This is a genomic window from Bacillus sp. TCT6, assembly GCF_056033845.1.
Genome location: NZ_JBVYHX010000002.1, coordinates 125,792 through 144,265 on the forward strand (window position 1 = coordinate 125,792; position 18,474 = coordinate 144,265).

Sequence of the window (18,474 nt, forward strand, 5' to 3'; positions counted from 1 at the left end):
ATATAAATCTATAATTTAACTTTTGTAGTAAAATCTATGACTTTATTAATAATCCCATAGAGGTAACCTGATATATTCTTTTCTTTCCCATATACTCCTGTTTACTATTCTCAAGATTAGTAAGTGTGGCGCGTGTCTTTTCCTTTTGTGCTTCTCCCTCTATATGAGTAAACTCAATACAATCCCCTACTTTGACTGAAACGGTTTGGCTCTCAGCAGATTGTTGTCTATTTCCTATAATGTCTTTATTGTACAAAATATTACCGGATGAATTCTGGACTTTAATGCTTGCATACGTATTAGTAAAATAAGAATGGGGGATACCCGCTTCTAATTTAATCTGCATTTTTTCTGTTGATTTGTTATATTCTATTTTCGCGATTTCTCGATCATTATATCCCTTTAATGACCAAGCGAATTGATTTCCATCTAAAACCGTTGTTTCTGGCATTTTCTCTACTTTCTTCAAGCCTTCTTTTGTAACTTGATACCTCGCTGTCTTTCCAATGGTTTCATTTTTGTTATTTTCAAGGTTAGTTAAAGTCGCTCGCGTTTTTTCCTTTGTTGCTTCTCCTTCTATATGGGTAAATTCAATGTAATCCCCTACCTTGACGGGCACAATTTGGCTTTCAGCATTTTGTTGTTTATTTCCCACGATTTCCTTATTGTACAGAACGTTGCCAGAAGAATTCTGGACCTTAATACTCGCATACGTACTAGCAAAGTAGGAATGTGGTACACCTGCTTCTAGTTTGACCTTCATCTCTTCTACCGTTTTATCATAATCTACTTTTGCAAATTCTCTATCACTATATCCTTTTAATGACCACGCAAACTTGTTTCCTTCTAAAATTGTTGCTTCTGGCATTTTTTCTACTTTCTTCAGGCCTTCCTTTGTAACTTCATATATGGCTTTTTTTCCAAAGCTCTCTTGTTTACTATTATCTACATTTGTAAGAGTAGCCCTATGTACACCTTCTAGATGTGTTAACTCGATATAATCGCCTACTTTGACTGGAACTTTTTGCGATTCAGCATTTTGTTGTTTGTTTCCATAAATCTCTTTGTTATAGACCACTTTACCTGATGTGTTTTGCACTTTAATACTTGCATATGTACTATCAAAGTAGTCATGTGGTACACCTGCTTTTAGATTTATTTGCATTTCTTCTGTTGATTTATTTAAATTTACTTTCGCAAATTCAAAATCTCCAATCCCTTTCAGCGACCAAGCAAATTCATTACCTTCAAAAATGTTTGGAGATTCATTTTTGATTTGTACCTTTTTCTCAACAGTTTGATCAAATATATCCGTTAATACAATTTTTGCATAAGCATTTGTTGGTAATGATATAGATTGACTGAATCCATTTTGATAAGATTTAATATCATCAATTACGTTAATAGGTTGGCCCGTCATATTTTCATTGTTATAAATTTCAATTTTCCCCTTAAATTGCGGTGTACTATTTTCTTTTAGTTTCCAAGATACATTTAATTTTTCATTTTCATAATATATAGATTGGATATCAAAATCTAATTTTCCTATTTCAGGTTGAGTAGGTTGATTTAGCGTGAATATTTTTCCTGACCCAATAGTAGACTGCGTATTACCTCCTGCTTTGACCCATACATATTCTGAAGTAGCTCCTCCATCATATTGATAAGTATTATCATGCGTTCCAGAAATACTTTGATTATTCCAAGAACTCCATTGTTTATCAACTAATTTTCGGCTATAACCATTTTTTAGGCGCGCTTCTCGAACATTCTGTCCACTATCAGCCCAGTCTTCTTGAAACATTCCTAATCCATGATTAAATGCAACATTAGCAACCGGAAAGTCCATAATTGCAATTTGATGCCATTTATTCTTTGTTACATCTTTCATCCATTGTCCAAATTTGGTATGACCATTTTCTTGCCATGAACGCATTGTCATTCTGTACCAATTGTTGTCTTTCCAACCATAAGTTGTTTGAACCTTCATTCCTGTTCCTTCTCCTCCAAAGGGGCCAGCTTGCGAATTCGGAGATAAGTATTCGGCTTTTATTGCTTCTTTAGAGGAAATTGGATCCCATAAGGCAAAATGTAAAGTACGTTTTCCATTTTCATCAAACCCACTTTGTTGTTGAAAACCAGCATATCCTCCAGCTTCACCACCTGCATTCCAGTTGTGTACAGCCCAGTACGTATAAGGTGGAGTCTGAACTGGTGACCAGTCTATACTAATAATATCTGAGACAGGTATATTTTGGGGACTCACATAAACTGCTGGAGCAGCTGAATGTGTTGCAGCTTTAGTGTGCAACATAGACGTTCCAAACATAGAAAACATGCTACATGCTGCGGTCATTATAATAACTTTATTAAATCTTTTCTTCGTTTTCTGACTAATCACTAATCTACATCCTTTTCTAATTTTTATTGTTTCCCGACAGAAGACTCCTTCCTCAAAAATGTGAAGGTGTGAAACACCAATTTTAGGTGGGAGATGAATGTCGGTTGGCATAAGCCAACATGTTTGTTATCATTTACTTGTACAGATTGCTCATTGAAAACTGAAGATATGGGGTTGGTTGCAGAAAAACGTTGCAACCGTAAAATCTTCAACGTTCTATCGCCCCATGCTTACCGAAGTTGCGAAAACCAAGCTAAAGTAGGGAGTGTGGTGCGTTAACGTACAAGATACTTATGTTCTCACCGTAGGGACTACGGGTAGAGCCTGCTAAGATAACCAGTGGATACACCGGTGTTCGCAGGAATCTCCCACTTCAAAAAGTCCGTAAGGGCGTTAAGTGGTCAGTAGTTCAATATTGAATAATAACTTAGTAGAGAAATCTATCAAAATTCAAGCAACATCCAGTAAATCTTTAAAATACTGCCCCAATTTTATGTTGTTCTATCTTCACATCTGATTCTTACATGTTATTTGATTGTAATTGGTTTCCATAAAGATAACGCAAATATCCAATTCGGGTCCCCATTTCCTTGATGACTTTGAACCGCTTCATACACTGTCCCTTGATGTTCAACTTTATCGCCCTTTGTATATGCCTTCTTTGGATCCCATTTCTCATAAGATACATTTTGATCTTTTGTTTTTACCAGAAGAATTTCACTTTGAATTGATGTATTTCCAGCTGCATCTACAGCCTTCACTGCATATTTATATTCCTTATTAACTGTTAAGTTTTGATCAGTAAATGTCGTTCCTTGTACGGTTTGAATCAATTGTCCATCACGTAATACCTGATATTCTTTTACACCTACATTATCTGTAGACGGATTCCATTTTAGCTCTACACTGTTAGAAGTAAGGTTGCTTGCATATAATCCTTGTGGCTGTGTGGGAGCTTCTGTATCTGGTTCCGGATTAACAATTTTATCTGCTTTCTTCAATCCCTCTTTTGTAATCTCATACACCACTTTGTTCCCAAAACTTTCCTGGATGCTTTTTTCCACATTTGTAATAGTAGCTCTATGCACACCTTCTAGATGTGTTAACTCTATATAGTCTCCTACCTTAACCGAGACTTTTTGCGATTCAGCATTTTGTTGTTTATTTCCATAAATCTCTTTGTTATAGACCACTTTTCCTGATGTGTTTTGCACTTTAATACTTGCATATGTACTATCAAAGTAGTTATGTGGTACACCTGCTTTTAAATCTATTTGCATTTCTTCTGTTGATTTATTTAAATTTACTTTTGCGAATTCAAAATCTCCAATCCCTTTCAGCGACCATGCAAACTGGTTTCCTTCTAAAATATTATTTACATTAGGCATATCTGGTTTAATTGGATTAGAATCTGTACCCTTCCAAATCTCTGCTGTTAAAATTGGATATCCTAATGCAGCTACTTTTTGAATGGTATCGTTGTTTGGATGTAATCCCCACTTCTCAAAGAAAGGAATCAAATTTTGTTTGGCTACTTTTGATGCTGAAATCATAAATAATTGTTTTTTATTTTCATCAGTTTGTGGAAGTTCACTTGAAGGCATGTCTCTATACAATTGATGCAATTTAGGATAGAAATCCTCTCCATACGCTAACTGTAGTTGCCAAAGCATAACAAGCTTTACAAAAACATCGCTAATTTCATCATAATTTTTATTCACTTGTTCTAGATATTGAAATGCTTTTGGATAAATTCCACTTTTCTCTAAGTTGGATGGTTGATTAAATGCTTTTTCTACAGAAAGGCTGTATATATTATTTTGTACTTCTGTCATATTATAAAACTTCCAGGGCGATTGTTGTCTCAAATGTCCTGCCTCATGCCAAGGGCCCCAGCCATCTGTTATAAATTTATTAATATCTAACACGTATTGGATTGCGTCTCCTACATATGCTGTTCGATAAGAAGTTGCATACATATAATAATCAGGAGAATGATTTTCTTCTACGTAATGAACATAATGTTTATCTACTTGTTCTTCAGATAATCCAGCTACTTTGTCTTGAATTCGAGTAGCTTCATCCATCTTTTTTAAGAGTTGTACAGGATCTGTATTAGAACCCAACAAATATTTCTTAACACGTGCAGGGCTGGCCGTAATTAATACACGTTCGCCTTTTAACTCCACTGCATGTGCACTAGGATACTGGTCCAGCATGTTTATTAAATCTTGTTTTGTATGCTTTCCTAGTTCAAAGAAAGGCGTAGTCGTTCCACCTGTTGTAATTGTTGTTCTAATGCTACCTCCTTGTTGTTTATTATAAAAATAAATCATCCCCCCATTTGGAGATTGGATTGTGTTTATACCAGGTTTTAATGTAAATGATTTTATCTTAGAATCTTCTCTCCAAGAAGCATCATATGAATACGTTCCAATATATACCTCAATATCTTGATTACCTTCTACATTAATCGTTATTTGTTCATTTGGCTTTGCATATAAACCAGTTGGTTCATATGGACTAAATGCCATATTTTTTCTTTCCTGTTGTTTTAGTACCTCAACATCCCCTTTTCCTGGGACTGTAAATGTTCTATTTTCTGATTTAACTGACTTTTCACTTTGCAGTGATGGCGATAAATTTTTTTGCTGCTGCATTTCCTCTGCAAAGACATCTGATGAAGAAGCCATTCCAGAAGCAATTATAGTTAACGTTGCAGTAGCTACTAGTATTCTTTTGGTTTTATAATTTGATTTATTCCCCATAGTATCTCCCTCTCATTTCCTTGATCAATTTAATAGTTTTGGTTTCTTTAGCATGTACTTACGTGCAAAAACAGTTTATGACCTTGTATTTATTACTTTTTTACATAGTCCTCCCTTATTCTGTTTATAATTATATTTTGATATTATTTTATGACACATATTAATACAACTTTATAAAGTATCAATCAATAATGAGCTTTTATGTTTTGATTTGGTATTCCTAACTACCTTATAAATTAAATAAATTACATAAAGGTATTCATTTTGTGTGAATAATACCTTAAATCAAATTATTTTCAGATTAATAATTCACAAAAAATTAATATTATGTAAAATCCTATCAAGGAAATAAATACAAACTGATTCGTCATGTATACATTGAAATCACTCAGGCATTTACTATCATCCGAATACTTCATTCATTTTTTCTATTTTAAGTTTAAGTTTTTAAGTTATTAGGAGATGAAAAAGCGAATCTATTTTGAAAATAGATTCGCTTTTTTTACGTATAACATAAACTTTCAAGTTTTTTTGATTGAATTTTTTATAAAAAGAAAAGGTACATCCCAAAAGAGAAGAATCCTACTTGTTCAAACATGTAGATTGTGATAACCTTTGTCTCTGATATATCTCATTTATAGTTTGTTTAATTGACTATGTCTTTTAGAATACATAAAAACGCAATCCTTTCTGTATATTTCTACAAAAAGGATTGCGTTTTTTAATTATATGATTACATATTATCCATTATTAGCTGGAGCCTCTCCTGTATTCCCATCATTACTTGGTGACGGTAGCGTTCCATGATCATCCTCATTGTTTGGTTGTGTTGTATTCCCTTGGTCACTGCCACTTTTTGGCGGCGTTGTATTTCCTTGGCTATTACCATTGTTTGGTTGTGTTGTATTCCCTTGGTCACTACCACTTTTTGGCGGTGTTGTATTTCCTTGGCCATTACCATTGTTTGGTGGTGTTGTATTTCCTTGGTCACTACCACTTTTTGGCGGTGTTGTATTTCCTTGGCCATTACCATTGTTTGGTGGTGTTGTATTTCCTTGGCCATTACCATTGTTTGGTGGTGTTGTATTTCCTTGGTCACTACCACTTTTTGGCTCACTTTGCTTTTGCTCTTCTTGTTTCTTTTGCTTTTCTTTTTGCTTATTTTCACTCGGCTGTTCAGTCGTATTTTCTATTTTCGTATTTGGAGAAGAATCACGCTTCTCACCTTTAATACGTAATTCGCTACCTTCTTGAACTACACTGTTCGGCATTTTAAATTGTGACTTATCTGTAGCAAACTTACTCATCATTTCTTTAAAAATCAATTGAGCTATTTTCGTATTTTTACTACTAATATAATCATCTTTACTATCCTTTGTATATCCGGTCCATACTGCCATCGTATATTGTGGTGTATAACCAGCAAACCAACTATCACGAGTTGCACTTTCTGGTAGATTATATTGTGCTATTTGTTCTAAAGAATAGTTTGTTGTACCTGTTTTACCCGCTATATCTAAAGAACCTATATTAGCTGTTGTACCTAATCCAGATGAAACAAAAGTACGAAGCATATCAGTAATCATATATGCTGTAGAATCCTTCATAACTCGTTTTGGCTTTTGCTCAAAACTTTTTGATTTACCATCTGAATAAATGACTTTCTTAACAAAATGTGGCCTCGTATACTTACCATCATTACCAAATGCCGCATAAGCACCTGCAATTTCAGTCGGTGACGCTTCATTTGTACCAATCGCTGTTGATTCGGTCGGTGCTACATTAAATGTAATACCTAGCTTTTCAGAGAAAACTTTTGATTTATTAATCCCTACTTCTTTTGCAGTTTTTATTGCCGGGATATTTCGGGACGTTTTCAATGCATCACGCATTGTAATTGGTCCTAAATGCTTTCTATCAGCATTTCTAACTTCTTGTCCCGTTGAGTACTTAAATGGAGAGTCATCAATTTGATGGTAAGTAGCCCATTTTAAATATTCAATTGCAGGAGCGTAATCAAAAATTGGTTTCATCGTTGAACCTGCTGAGCGATTTAATTCAATTGCAATATTATGTCCTTTAAAAACAGCTTTATTTTCACCACGTCCACTACCAATTGCACGTACTTCTCCTGTTTTCGTATCCATAAATGTGAAAGCCCCTTGGAATTTCTCATTTGGATAATTAATAATATCTTTATTTAAAAGTTTGTCCGCAAAATCCTGTGCCTTTGGATCTAATGTTGTATAAATTTCTAAACCGTCAGATCCTATATTAACATCTGGCAACTCTTTTTCAACTTCTTTCACAACCGCATCCATAAAAGCTGGATAGGGCATTTCTTTTTGTTCAGTTGCTTTCTTAAGTCCTTCTGTTACTGGAACTTTTGATGCTTCTTCCATTTCTTTTTTTGTAATATAACCATGTCGATTCATTAATTTAAGTACAACATTTCTTCTTTCTGTTGCTTTTTTGATATTTTGTTCTTTCGTTGGATCATAGTTATTAGGAGCTTTCATTAAACCAGCAAGCATTGCAACTTCTGGTAGTGTTAAATCTTTTAATTCCTTACCATAGTAATTTTGTACTGCTGTTGCGATTCCGTATGAACGGTTACCTAAGTAAACTTTATTTAAATACATTTCTAAAATTTCATGTTTTGAATACTGTTGTTCTAGCTTATATGCTAAGTATATTTCTTGCGCCTTTCTCTTTGACGTTTTTTCCATCGATAAGAAGTAATTTTTAATAACTTGCTGCGTAATCGTACTTCCACCTTGAGAGCCGTAATCCCCTTTTAGGCTGACTAGAACTGCACGTGCAGTACCTTTAAAATCTACGCCACTGTGCTCGTAAAAACGTGCATCTTCTGTCGCTAAAAACGCATTTTCTACTAACTTAGGAATTTGACCATACATAATATTCGTTCGTTTTTCTTTCCCATATTCATATATCAATTTCCCATCTTTATCATAAATTTTTGAGGATAACGGATTAACAAGTTTTGCTTTCTCGAGTTTTGGCGCATCCTTGATCATAACGAAAAAAGTAGCAACCCCTGCGACTAACCCCACAATACCAAGTAATAAAAAACTAACTAAAAACTTACGAAAAAATGATGTTTTACCTTTTGCATTTTGTTTCTTAGCAGTAGGCTGTTTTTTCTTTTTAACTTGTCGTCGCTCCTCTCGAAAACGATAATTTTCTGACATGCTACTTTCTCCTGCCTTTCAATTCTCCTGTTGATTTACTTAAAATTATTGAAGTCACTTTAAGAAATATATTCATATTTAATAAGTGTACTAAATAGACAATTTAAGTAATAAATTTGTTCCACTTTAAGATGAGGAAGAAATTTTAACTTATCTGATAACGAAACAGAAAAGGTAATAGTGGCACAACAAAAAAATGGAATTTCATAGAAAATCCATTTTTAGCTTGATAATAATGGGGTCTCGCTACAAATCCGCCAACTTAAGGATTTAGACTATTCTTGAAGTTAAAAGCACGTTACTATTCACTTATGTTAATGAGAAAAGGTGACGTGCTTTTTATAAATATTTATCAAAACAAGAGTTGTCTTTATTTGCTAAAGAGTTATATCAATATATGTCTCCCACTACACTTAATCAATTAGCTATAGAAGCAGGCGGAATGAAATGAAAACGCAAGTGCCATGGGCATCATTTTTTATATTTGTGTATATGGTTAAATCAACAAATCGCTACTACCTCTATTACTCAACTTTGTAGTCAATTAGAAACTTCAACAAGAATTTTATTAAGTCCCTCAGGGCTAAGCCCTGCCGCTGCATGAAGCCCACTCATAATCGAACCAAGGAATCACTTGCCGCCCGTTGACTAATCCAAATGAAAATAGCAGCTAATTCTGATCCAGAAAACTTAAGTCTTCGCCTTATAAATCCTATTTCTCTTGCAAGTTCTTCTAAGAATACAGGTGTAACATATCGTTGTAATTATTCTGCAAATGGTAATAATTCATCTTGAATCGAGAGATTCATAAGAAAACATCATCCTTTCTAATTTAGCTTGTTTAGAAAAGGTAACGTTTTTTTGATATTTGAGGGTATTAAAATCACCTGAGTTGATGGTTATGTATGGTGACCCCATAACCAAAGAAGTAAGAAGATATTTAGAAGTGCATTAAATTTTGAGGAAGTGCTTGTGAACCGTATCATAAATAAATCAGGTTTTGTATGTTCGATTTTTAAATAATACCCGAGAAGGAGTGGGTTGCAGTTATAGTAATACTCTATTTTTGGTATTTCTATAATAGATATTTTTTTAAAAAACAGAATTATCTTGACAGTTATTAAATGGATTGATAAGGTTATAAAAAAATATTTCTTATCCAGAGAGGTGGAGGGACTGGCCTTATGAAACCTCAGCAACAGGTCTGCTTAAGTAGACACTGTGCTAATTCCAGCGGGTGATAATCCTGATAGATGAGAGCTTCCGTTTTTATTTGTCAGTAGCGCCCTCTTTTTTAGAGTGCGCTTTTGTTTTTTCTGGATAGTAACTAAAGGAGATTAGAAATGGAGAACAAAAATGGGCAAGAATTTCAAAGGAAAATGCAAGCACGTCATTTAGTCATGCTATCACTTGGTGGAGTGATTGGAACTGGCTTATTCTTAAGCTCGGGTTACACTATTCAACAAGCTGGACCGTTTGGAACAATTCTATCCTATCTGATTGGTGCGCTAGTGGTTTATCTAGTTATGCTATGTTTAGGCGAGCTTTCCGTACATATGCCTGAAACGGGCGCATTTCATAGTTATGCAGTTAAATACATTGGACCGGGTACAGGGTATACAGTAGCCTGGTTGTATTGGTTAACTTGGACTGTTGCTTTAGGTTCTGAATTTACAGCCGCAGGATTACTTATGAAGCGATGGTTTCCATCGGTTAATATTTGGGTATGGAGTGCTCTTTTTGCCATTTTGATCTTTGTATTAAATATCCTGACTGTTAAATTTTTCGCCGAATCCGAATTTTGGTTTTCATCGATAAAGGTTATAGCTATTGCGATTTTTATTGTTTTAGGAGTAGCGGCAATGCTAGGTTTTCTCCCAATGACTTATTCAAAAGCAGCACCATTCTTTTCTAATTTTACAAGTGGAGGTTTATTTCCTCATGGTGCTACGGCCATTATGATGACCATGCTTGCGGTTAATTTTTCTTTTTCGGGAACAGAATTAATAGGCATTGCAGCTGGAGAAACAGCGAACCCGGAAAAAATGATACCGAAGGCCATTCGAACTACTCTGTGGAGATTGATCATCTTTTTTGTAGGAACGATTGTTGTTTTATCTGCGTTATTGCCTATTTCCGATGCAGGGGTATTAGAGAGCCCTTTTGTTGCAGTTCTAGAACGAATTGGGGTGCCATATTCAGCTGACATAATGAATTTCGTTATCTTAACAGCCATTTTATCTGCGGCAAACTCAGGCCTTTATGCCTCTTCTAGAATGCTTTGGTCGCTTGCTAATAAGAATACGATATCCCCGATTTTTGGGAAAATGACGAAGCAAGGTGTTCCAATCAACGCCGTCATTTTCAGTATGATGGGTGGAGCTTTGGCTTTGCTCTCAAGTATTGTGGCACCAGATACTGTCTATATCGTACTTGTTTCCATTTCCGGTCTAGCAGTAGTTATAGTTTGGATGAGTATTAGCGCTTCCCAGTTCCTATTTCGCAGACAATTTTTGAAAGAAGGAAATTCTGAAAAGGACTTGATTTATCGCACACCACTATATCCATTAGTACCAATTGCTTCTTTTATCCTTTGTCTGGCATCGTGTATTGGAATTGCATTCGATCCAACACAGAGAATTGCCTTATATTGCGGCATACCGTTTATTTTGTTTTGCTATGGAAGTTATTATCTAACAAAAAATCTAAAAAAGAGGGGTGTAGATTATGTCGAACAAAATCAACCCAATTGATGCTATTTTATCCCAACATTCCATTATGCTTCTTGACGGAGCATTAGCTACTGAATTGGAGGCGCATGGATGTAATTTGGACGATCCCCTTTGGTCGGCACGTGTGTTACTAGAAAATCCGGAACTAATTTATCAGGTTCATTCGGACTATTTTCGTGCTGGAGCAGACTGTGCCATAACAGCAAGCTATCAAGCTACTATTAGTGGGTTTTCCGCGCGTGGAATACAAGAACAGGAAGCTTTGGAATTAATTAAGAAAACGGTGTTACTTGCAAGAAGGGCAAGAGATGATTTTTGGAAGGAAAATACGCAAACAAATAGGCCTAAACCATTGGTTGTTGCATCAGTTGGGCCGTACGGAGCTTACCTTGCAGATGGTTCAGAGTATGTAGGTAACTATGTTGTGACAGATAAAACATTAGCAGACTTTCACCGTTCGAGAATGTCTGCGTTAATCGAAGCAGGTGCAGATCTATTGGCATTTGAAACGATCCCTTGCCTGCAAGAAGCAAGAGTATTAGATACATTATTGCGTGAGTTTCCAGAAACATATGCGTGGCTTTCCTTTTCGCTAAAAAATGAGAAAGAGATTAGTGAAGGTATGAAACTAGTGGAGTGTGCACGAGTTTTTGAGAAAAGTGAACAAATTGTAGCAATAGGCATCAATTGTGCACCAGTAACTGTTGTGACTGGTGCAATCCAAGAGTTGAGGGCAAACATAAAAAAACCAATTATTGTTTATCCAAACTCTGGAGAAACTTATAATCCAGAAACAAAAACATGGCATGGTCATGAACAATGTAACACGTTGGATATTCAATCTGAAGAATGGTACCAAGCAGGTGCACGTTTAATAGGCGGATGCTGCAGAACGACACCTTATCACATTGAGGAGATATCGAACAAGTGGCGTTCTTCCGAGTTTTTCTATTCGAACGAAGCAAAACAGTAATGTAATGGATGATAATCTAACTTTGTGTGTATTTTCATGATTTTTCTTGTTCAGGAATCTACAGTTACGTCTAGTGGCACAAAAAGTCTTTTTAGAGACACAATTGTGGATAGTAGCCTCGGGAATCCAGTGGACTTTTGGGTACCTTAGGTATGGAAAAGAATCAGGGAAAATAAAAACTGCTAGTTTAATAGACATGGTAGACAACATGCTGAATCTTTTAATGAAGATGTAGTTGGTCCAATTGAAGGTGAAGGGGACCATTTATTCGTAATTAAAGTTAACGAAGAGGTTAATTTAGTTATTCAAAAAATAGTTCAATAACTATATGAAAATTTGTTGTAGTAGTAAATGTAGTCATATTGTTGTAAAAAAGGATAGATGTAAACAGGTATACTCTCCTGTTCATCTATCCTTTTTTACATACAATATTAAAATCCAAATTAGTTCCTTTTAGGAAGGTACCAATATGAACAAGACATTTAAATACATTTTAATCTTCTTTTGTGCAGTATTTTATATTGCAATGGTTTGTGGGATTATTTATATAAACTTTGTTCAAGATCATTTTATTCCTCCAAGCAGGAAATCTAAGATTGAACATAAACATTTATAATTAGGTATAAGGAGAGCTGTACAAGATACTCTTGATTTCCCAAGATTATGAGGATAATATTTTTGATACTGTTTAGCTTCATCTAAAATGAAGAAGAACGTCACGTTTACACATTCTTTTTCTACCGAATCCATATCCTAAGTTTCTATACCATAATGTTTAAAATAATCACCAAAGTCATTAGTGAATCTTTTTTCTCCATCCGTTCCAGTAATTCGTTTATATTGCAATTCTTTAAACGATTTCATTTCAAGTCGGCAAGTTTCTTCTAACCACTCATATCGTTGCTTAACTGCTTCCGTCTTATTTTCATACCAATCCTCATGCCCTTCATAATATTTCTTCATACATTCAGGTCTCTGTTTATTTCTTAAATAGCTTGGCAATTAAACCAAATTTACGTTATTTCTTTGCGGAAATAGGTTGAAACCAACTATCCCTATCATTTAACTGAACTTCAAAAACATATATAGGCTGTGAGAAGCCTTTTGTATCAGTATAGTAATCTATATTATATTTTGTGATGAATAATGTATCACCTGCTTTGAAAGATCCTATAGGATCAAATTCTCCTTGTTTCAGTTTTTGAAATGCTTCCTTTGGAGAAAGAATTTCAACATCTCGAACATGTGATTTTTTTGTACCGTAATATTTGTAAACAGGCATTTTGTTCTCTGCGTCTTTTAACTCTATTGATGTTTTTATAGTAACTTGAGACATATCATTTTTTGTAATGGGATCAATAGGCATATTTCCAAATTCCTTTATTTGATACGAAATTATTATTCCGAGTGCGACGAAACTTACTGTAATGGGAAGGTATAAATATTTGATTATTTTTGTATCTGTTTCATTTTTTTTCAAAAATATAAGAACTATGTTTAACACAGAATATCCTAGCATCATGCCTAAAGTATTATGAAGTAAATCTGCTAGTTCCATACTTCCTCGTTGCAGTGTAAATTCAAGAATTTCAATCAATAAACTTGCTATAATTGAGATAATTAACATCCATTTTGTTTTTTGAAAAACCTTACTAAATAAAGGGAATAAAATTCCTAAAGGAAAAAGCATACCTATATTCACAATGATATGGAAAAAGGAAGTAAATGAAAATGTATTCCATGCTTTTTTATAAACACTAAGTACATCAAAATCAATGGTTCTTGCAAAGGCCATATCATCTGAACGACCAAATGAAGTAGCTGATAATGCAAGGGAATAGTATCCTGTTATTAAAACAAACAATATAATTTGTTTTACAGTTAGTTTTTTTTCTCTTTTATATATCTTTTTGTATACTACAAAATAACTAAAAACAAATACAAGTAGTAACAAGAGTGTGAGTAGTATCGTAGGAATCGCATAACTAGCGATTAGATTGAAAATAACGTTCATTTTACACCTCTGTTTTTATGAATATAATTTTGTACATATGCATTTTATATAGTGATTACTAATACAACAATCGAGCTTTGAATCTTCAAAGGCTCGCAAAAGATGTAGGATTTATTCGTTAGGGAAGTAATTTTAAACAAGGCTGAATAAGATAAAATTTTCATGCCGTTAAAAAAAACGATAATGTTTAAAAATACGAGCTGAATTTACATAAATAACTGTCAAGAGATAAAATTTTTGTTTTGGGGGTTCCTGAAAATATTAGCTTGATGGGCATAGGGTACAGCCCAGTAATTGATAAATCGCCTTTCTTGTTTTTCTCTCTATTTTTTTGTTGCTTACATTAGAAATGCTAAACTGTATAATGACTCATATTAAACTTATAAATAGACTTGTTAGTAACTTTTCATACTAATTATTCCTTTCTTCATGCTGTAATACTTAATAGACAACCTAAACAATAAAGTTGTTCCACATTTACAAAAAAATAATTAAATATAAGATGAAATAGGCTACATAAGGAAGGGTTATATGTTACATACAAAAAGACGTTATTCTTTCTATTGATTTCTCAGAAAGAATAACGTCTTTTTTTTAGGGGTTATTTTGTCTTGTTAGCTTGATATCGATGTAGTTCTACCCCTTATAAAGGGTATTTAATCTTAATTTTTTTTTGCAAAAGTTTTGACAACATATTTAAGCGCTATATAATAAGAAAATTCTGGATTCAAACTTTCTATTTTTGGTACGTTTAATTTATAGAAAACAGATAATAACATAATTTTCTCAATAAGTAATATTCTTATTTCAATACAAAATTCTTACAATTGATGCTATACCTGTATTAAGGGGAGCGTTTTAGTTAATTAGGGAGAAAAATTGTAAAAATGATATGGGAGGAACAAAAAATGTCATTGAAAAAGAAATTAGGTGTTGGAGTGGTTTCAGCCGCTCTTGGTATGTCTTTAATTGGTGGGGGAACTTATGCATATTTTAGCGATCAAGTTGTAACAAATAATACATTTGCTGCAGGTACATTGGATTTAGCTATGCAACCAACTACTTCACTTAACTTAGAAAATTTAAAACCTGGGGACAAAATATTAAAGAAATTCAATTTAAAAAATAGTGGTACATTAGATATTAAAGATATCATGATGAAAATAGACTATACTGTAAACGACTTAAAACAAAATAATACTACAGAAGATTTCGGTAAACATATTAAAGTACAATTTCTTTGGGATTGGGATCCTGCAAAAAGCCCTGCATACGAGACAACCCTTGCAGAACTAAAATCACAAAGTTCAGAGATTGTCTCCCAAAAAGTATTTCATTCTAAGTGGACTGAAACAGGGGGGTTAAAACCTGGGAAAATGGATTGGTTTTGGATAAAGTTTATATTTGAGGATAACGGAACAGATCAAAACGTTTTCCAAGGGGATAGTATTGCGCTAAAAATGGAGTTCCAAGCCAATCAAACAGAGGGAAAAGAAAGATAATATTACAAAAGTATTGTTGTGAAAATGTAAAACTGAGCTTATAATTTTTTATAATTTGTAAAATTGACCATCAAATATCCATATAAAAAACCAGTGATATTAGTACATGTGTATAATATCACCGGTTTTTTTGAGTATAACATTTTATATGTTTTGTAAAACTATTTTTCTTTCGGAAGTACAATTCTTTTATACAATTGAACTGTAATCAAGTAGTAAATTAAGTAAATCACTACGAAAATGACAAGTGGCAACCAAATTCGAAAATACGGATCAATCAAAAGCGGACCGAACATGTTCATACCAACTAATATATGAGCAATACCAACAATTGCCGGTACTAAGAATATGAAGAATAACTCTTTATAAATCGATTGTGTTAATAACTCCTGGCGGACACCAATTTTACGAAGCATTTGATAGCGTTTGCTATCTTTCGATGCGCCAGATAGAATTTTAAACATTAGGCAACTTGCCATCATTGCTAAGAACGCAATTCCAACGAAGAAGCCCATAAACATGAATCCACTGGCCATACCATGACTCTGATTATACATTTGATACGTACTACCTAATTCTTCCGCTTTCACATTTTTATATTTCGCTACCTGTAATTCATCAAGTTTTTTCCATTCTTTTAAGTGTGCTCCAAAATCATCTGTTTTCCCAATAAACACAGTATTTTCTTTATTCTTCATACTATCGTATAAGTTTTGGCGTATAATTTTTATTTCATGATCAGGATACATATAGGTTGGCTGGATTATGAAGAAAGCTTCTTTCCATTGTTTTGTTTTCGTATCATCGTTATACAGTTTATACAGTTGTTTTGGCAATGTAAATGCATCCTTAGGAAATTCCTCTGAAACTTTCATCTTCTTCCTATTTTCACTATCTTGTGCTAAAGGACGATTTTTCTCTACATCTTCTTTTATATAATACACATATTGATCATCTACTTTGTAGCGATATTCAAACTTCTCTTGAAATAAGATGTCACTCAAAATTTTCTTCTCTTCCGCTGTTGGATTATGAATGACTGAATCGTAAATTTTTTCTTTATCAATCGTCTTTAGAACGTTATTTTTAAATGCCATACCACACGCAATTCCACCAGCGCCAAGAGCCACTAGGATTGCTACCGTTGCAAGCACCCGTGTTAGACTATTAATTCGGAAATTCAATTGTGCAAAAGTAAAAGCATTCAGCCCTTTTTCACGACGTTTTTTATTACTCTTTATCTTGTTAAGCATAACTGGGAGAAGTGATCCAAATAACATGTAAGTACCGACTGTTGCTGTGATTAATCCAATACCCATGAATCTAGGTACGGTTAATAGCTCTTTTTCCTGTAAATGTGCTATATGGATCAGTGATGCATACCCAATACCTAGCAAAATCAGACCAAGGAATGTAACTACACCTGTCATTTTTCTTTTTACAGCGATACGCTCTGTTTTTGCATCTGCATGTACAAGTTGTAATACAGAAATACGAGATAATTTCATACTATTCATGATTGCTGATACTATAAATAGTGTAAAGAAAAAGAGGCAAGTAACAATCATAGATGGAATATAAAATGCTTTATAATCTTCACCAGAGAATTCCAACTGCTTCATTAATAACTGACCAATACCTTCTGCAAGCCCTACACCAACTGCGATTCCGATTGCAAGAGATGCGGCACCTATTACGATTGTTTCGATAAACATAAGTAAGGTAACTTTATACTTTTTTGCCCCTAACATCATGTACATACCAAATTCTTTTTGGCGAAGAGATAATAAGAAGGAATTTGCATATAAAATATAGAAAAACGTTACAATCGCTAATAAAAAGGAACCGATTTGGAATGCAATTGCAACCGTATCAGCATGTGGATTGGATTCAAGGAACGCTTTATTTAGTGATAACGTTTGAAACATATAAAAAGTTGAAATAGAGACAATCAGACCAATAAGTAAAACAATGTAATCTTGCAACTTACTTTTTAGGCCTGACATAGAAAGCTTAAATAACATGATTGAACTTCCTTCCTTACTCTTTTTGTGTGTCTAAGTTTGCAAGCACGTCTAAAATTTCTTTATAGAATTCTTCACGGGTACCACCACGATGAATTTCTTTATATAACTCACCATCTTGAATGAATAAAATACGCTGACAGTAACTTGCGCTGTAAGGATCATGTGTAACCATCATAATGGATACACCTTGCTTTTTATTTAAGCTTGTCATAGCCTCAAGTAAACTCGATGCATTTTTAGAATCTAGAGCTCCAGTCGGCTCGTCCCCCAAAATAATTGCTGGTTCATGAACTAACGCACGTGCTGCTGCGGAACGTTGCTTTTGTCCACCAGATACTTCAGAAGGATACTTTTGAAGTATCGCTGTAATACCTAACATATCAGCTACTTTTTCTACTTTCTGTCCAATATTTCGTGATGAAACACCTTGAAGGGAAAGTGGAAGAGTGATGTTTTCGTAAATAGATAAGTTCTCCAATAAGTTAAAGTCTTGGAAAATGAATCCTAACTTTTGTGAACGGAAATCAGAAAGCTCACCTTGTTTCATTTTCGTAATATCTGTTCCTGCAATTTCAACAACGCCGTCCGTTGCTTTATCTAACGTTGAAATTACATTTAATAATGTCGTTTTACCAGAACCAGATGGTCCCATAATTCCGACAAACTCACCCTCTTGAATTGAGAATGAAACACCTTTTAACGCATGTGATTGGTTCTCACCTTTTTTACCGTACACTTTTTGGACGTTTTTCACGTCTACAACTGGTTGTATCATATATATCCTCCTACGTTTTTTTCATTTCTTTAAAATAAGTTTCTATTCATATTTGCCACTAACAAAATAG

The 18,474-nt window shown here is 34.0% G+C and carries 10 protein-coding genes, 2 pseudogenes and 1 riboswitch; of the genes and pseudogenes, 4 read left to right on the plus strand and 8 right to left on the minus strand.

What is annotated here, in order from left to right; translation table 11 throughout:
• Positions 1-34: 34 nt before the first annotated feature.
• From AC0ONG_RS27585 to AC0ONG_RS27595, 3 genes are all read right to left on the minus strand, one after another.
• Entirely contained in the window at positions 35-2,401 is a 2,367-nt protein-coding gene (locus tag AC0ONG_RS27585; protein WP_474204914.1) for a putative mucin/carbohydrate-binding domain-containing protein, read from the minus strand.
• 527 nt (positions 2,402-2,928) lie between these two features.
• Entirely contained in the window at positions 2,929-5,169 is a 2,241-nt protein-coding gene (locus tag AC0ONG_RS27590) for a M60 family metallopeptidase (RefSeq protein WP_474204916.1), read from the minus strand.
• Positions 5,170-5,909: 740 nt separating this feature from the next.
• On the minus strand, positions 5,910-8,381 hold the full coding sequence (locus tag AC0ONG_RS27595) for a transglycosylase domain-containing protein (protein WP_474204918.1): 2,472 nt from the start codon (positions 8,379-8,381) through the stop codon (positions 5,910-5,912).
• A 397-nt stretch (positions 8,382-8,778) separates the two neighbouring features.
• Between AC0ONG_RS27595 and AC0ONG_RS27600 the strand changes: the two are divergent.
• Positions 8,779-8,970 (plus strand): annotated as a pseudogene (locus AC0ONG_RS27600) (IS4 family transposase); the annotation flags it as partial.
• Here AC0ONG_RS27600 and AC0ONG_RS27605 read toward each other — a convergent pair.
• Positions 8,940-9,190, minus strand: a pseudogene (locus AC0ONG_RS27605) (IS4 family transposase); the annotation flags it as partial. The pseudogenes AC0ONG_RS27600 and AC0ONG_RS27605 sit on opposite strands and share 31 nt — an antisense overlap.
• Before the next feature lie 343 nt (positions 9,191-9,533).
• Positions 9,534-9,641, plus strand: a riboswitch (SAM riboswitch).
• A gap of 83 nt (positions 9,642-9,724) precedes the next feature.
• On the opposite strand from AC0ONG_RS27605, the gene mmuP reads away from it, so the two are divergent.
• Together mmuP and mmuM are read left to right on the plus strand one after the other, a co-directional pair.
• Positions 9,725-11,134, plus strand: a complete 1,410-nt coding sequence (mmuP, locus tag AC0ONG_RS27610; protein WP_150190398.1) for an S-methylmethionine permease — start codon at positions 9,725-9,727, stop codon at positions 11,132-11,134.
• Complete coding sequence (mmuM, locus tag AC0ONG_RS27615) at positions 11,109-12,086, plus strand: homocysteine S-methyltransferase (RefSeq protein WP_097877548.1); 978 nt, start codon at positions 11,109-11,111, stop codon at positions 12,084-12,086. The genes mmuP and mmuM overlap by 26 nt, the downstream gene beginning before the upstream one ends.
• 753 nt (positions 12,087-12,839) lie before the next feature.
• Here the strand turns inward: mmuM and AC0ONG_RS27620 are convergent.
• Both AC0ONG_RS27620 and AC0ONG_RS27625 read right to left on the minus strand, forming a co-directional pair.
• Positions 12,840-13,049: a hypothetical protein gene (locus AC0ONG_RS27620; protein ID WP_223837305.1), complete on the minus strand. Its 210-nt coding sequence runs from the start codon at positions 13,047-13,049 to the stop codon at positions 12,840-12,842.
• 55 nt (positions 13,050-13,104) lie between these two features.
• A complete protein-coding gene (locus tag AC0ONG_RS27625; protein WP_098438238.1) occupies positions 13,105-14,100 on the minus strand; it encodes a VanZ family protein in 996 nt (331 codons plus the stop codon).
• 908 nt (positions 14,101-15,008) lie between these two features.
• Here AC0ONG_RS27625 and AC0ONG_RS27630 point away from each other — a divergent pair.
• The gene (locus tag AC0ONG_RS27630; protein WP_000053762.1) at positions 15,009-15,602 is read left to right on the plus strand and encodes a TasA family protein; all 594 of its coding nucleotides are present in this window, start codon (positions 15,009-15,011) and stop codon (positions 15,600-15,602) included.
• Between the two features lie 161 nt (positions 15,603-15,763).
• On the opposite strand, the gene AC0ONG_RS27635 is transcribed toward AC0ONG_RS27630, so the two are convergent.
• Positions 15,764-17,626, minus strand: a complete 1,863-nt coding sequence (locus AC0ONG_RS27635; RefSeq protein ID WP_427339963.1) for an FtsX-like permease family protein — start codon at positions 17,624-17,626, stop codon at positions 15,764-15,766.
• 16 nt (positions 17,627-17,642) lie between these two features.
• Complete coding sequence (locus AC0ONG_RS27640) at positions 17,643-18,404, minus strand: ABC transporter ATP-binding protein (protein WP_474204923.1); 762 nt, start codon at positions 18,402-18,404, stop codon at positions 17,643-17,645.
• Positions 18,405-18,474: the final 70 nt, after the last annotated feature.

Coding starts and splice junctions, on each gene's coding strand:
- AC0ONG_RS27590 (WP_474204916.1), bottom strand. CDS start 5,169: ATGGGGAATAAATCAAATTATAAAACCAAAAGAATACTAGTAGCTACT.
- AC0ONG_RS27595 (WP_474204918.1), bottom strand. CDS start 8,381: ATGTCAGAAAATTATCGTTTTCGAGAGGAGCGACGACAAGTTAAAAAG.
- mmuP (WP_150190398.1), top strand. CDS start 9,725: ATGGAGAACAAAAATGGGCAAGAATTTCAAAGGAAAATGCAAGCACGT.
- mmuM (WP_097877548.1), top strand. CDS start 11,109: ATGTCGAACAAAATCAACCCAATTGATGCTATTTTATCCCAACATTCC.
- AC0ONG_RS27620 (WP_223837305.1), bottom strand. CDS start 13,049: ATGAAGAAATATTATGAAGGGCATGAGGATTGGTATGAAAATAAGACG.
- AC0ONG_RS27625 (WP_098438238.1), bottom strand. CDS start 14,100: ATGAACGTTATTTTCAATCTAATCGCTAGTTATGCGATTCCTACGATA.
- AC0ONG_RS27630 (WP_000053762.1), top strand. CDS start 15,009: ATGTCATTGAAAAAGAAATTAGGTGTTGGAGTGGTTTCAGCCGCTCTT.
- AC0ONG_RS27635 (WP_427339963.1), bottom strand. CDS start 17,626: ATGTTATTTAAGCTTTCTATGTCAGGCCTAAAAAGTAAGTTGCAAGAT.
- AC0ONG_RS27640 (WP_474204923.1), bottom strand. CDS start 18,404: ATGATACAACCAGTTGTAGACGTGAAAAACGTCCAAAAAGTGTACGGT.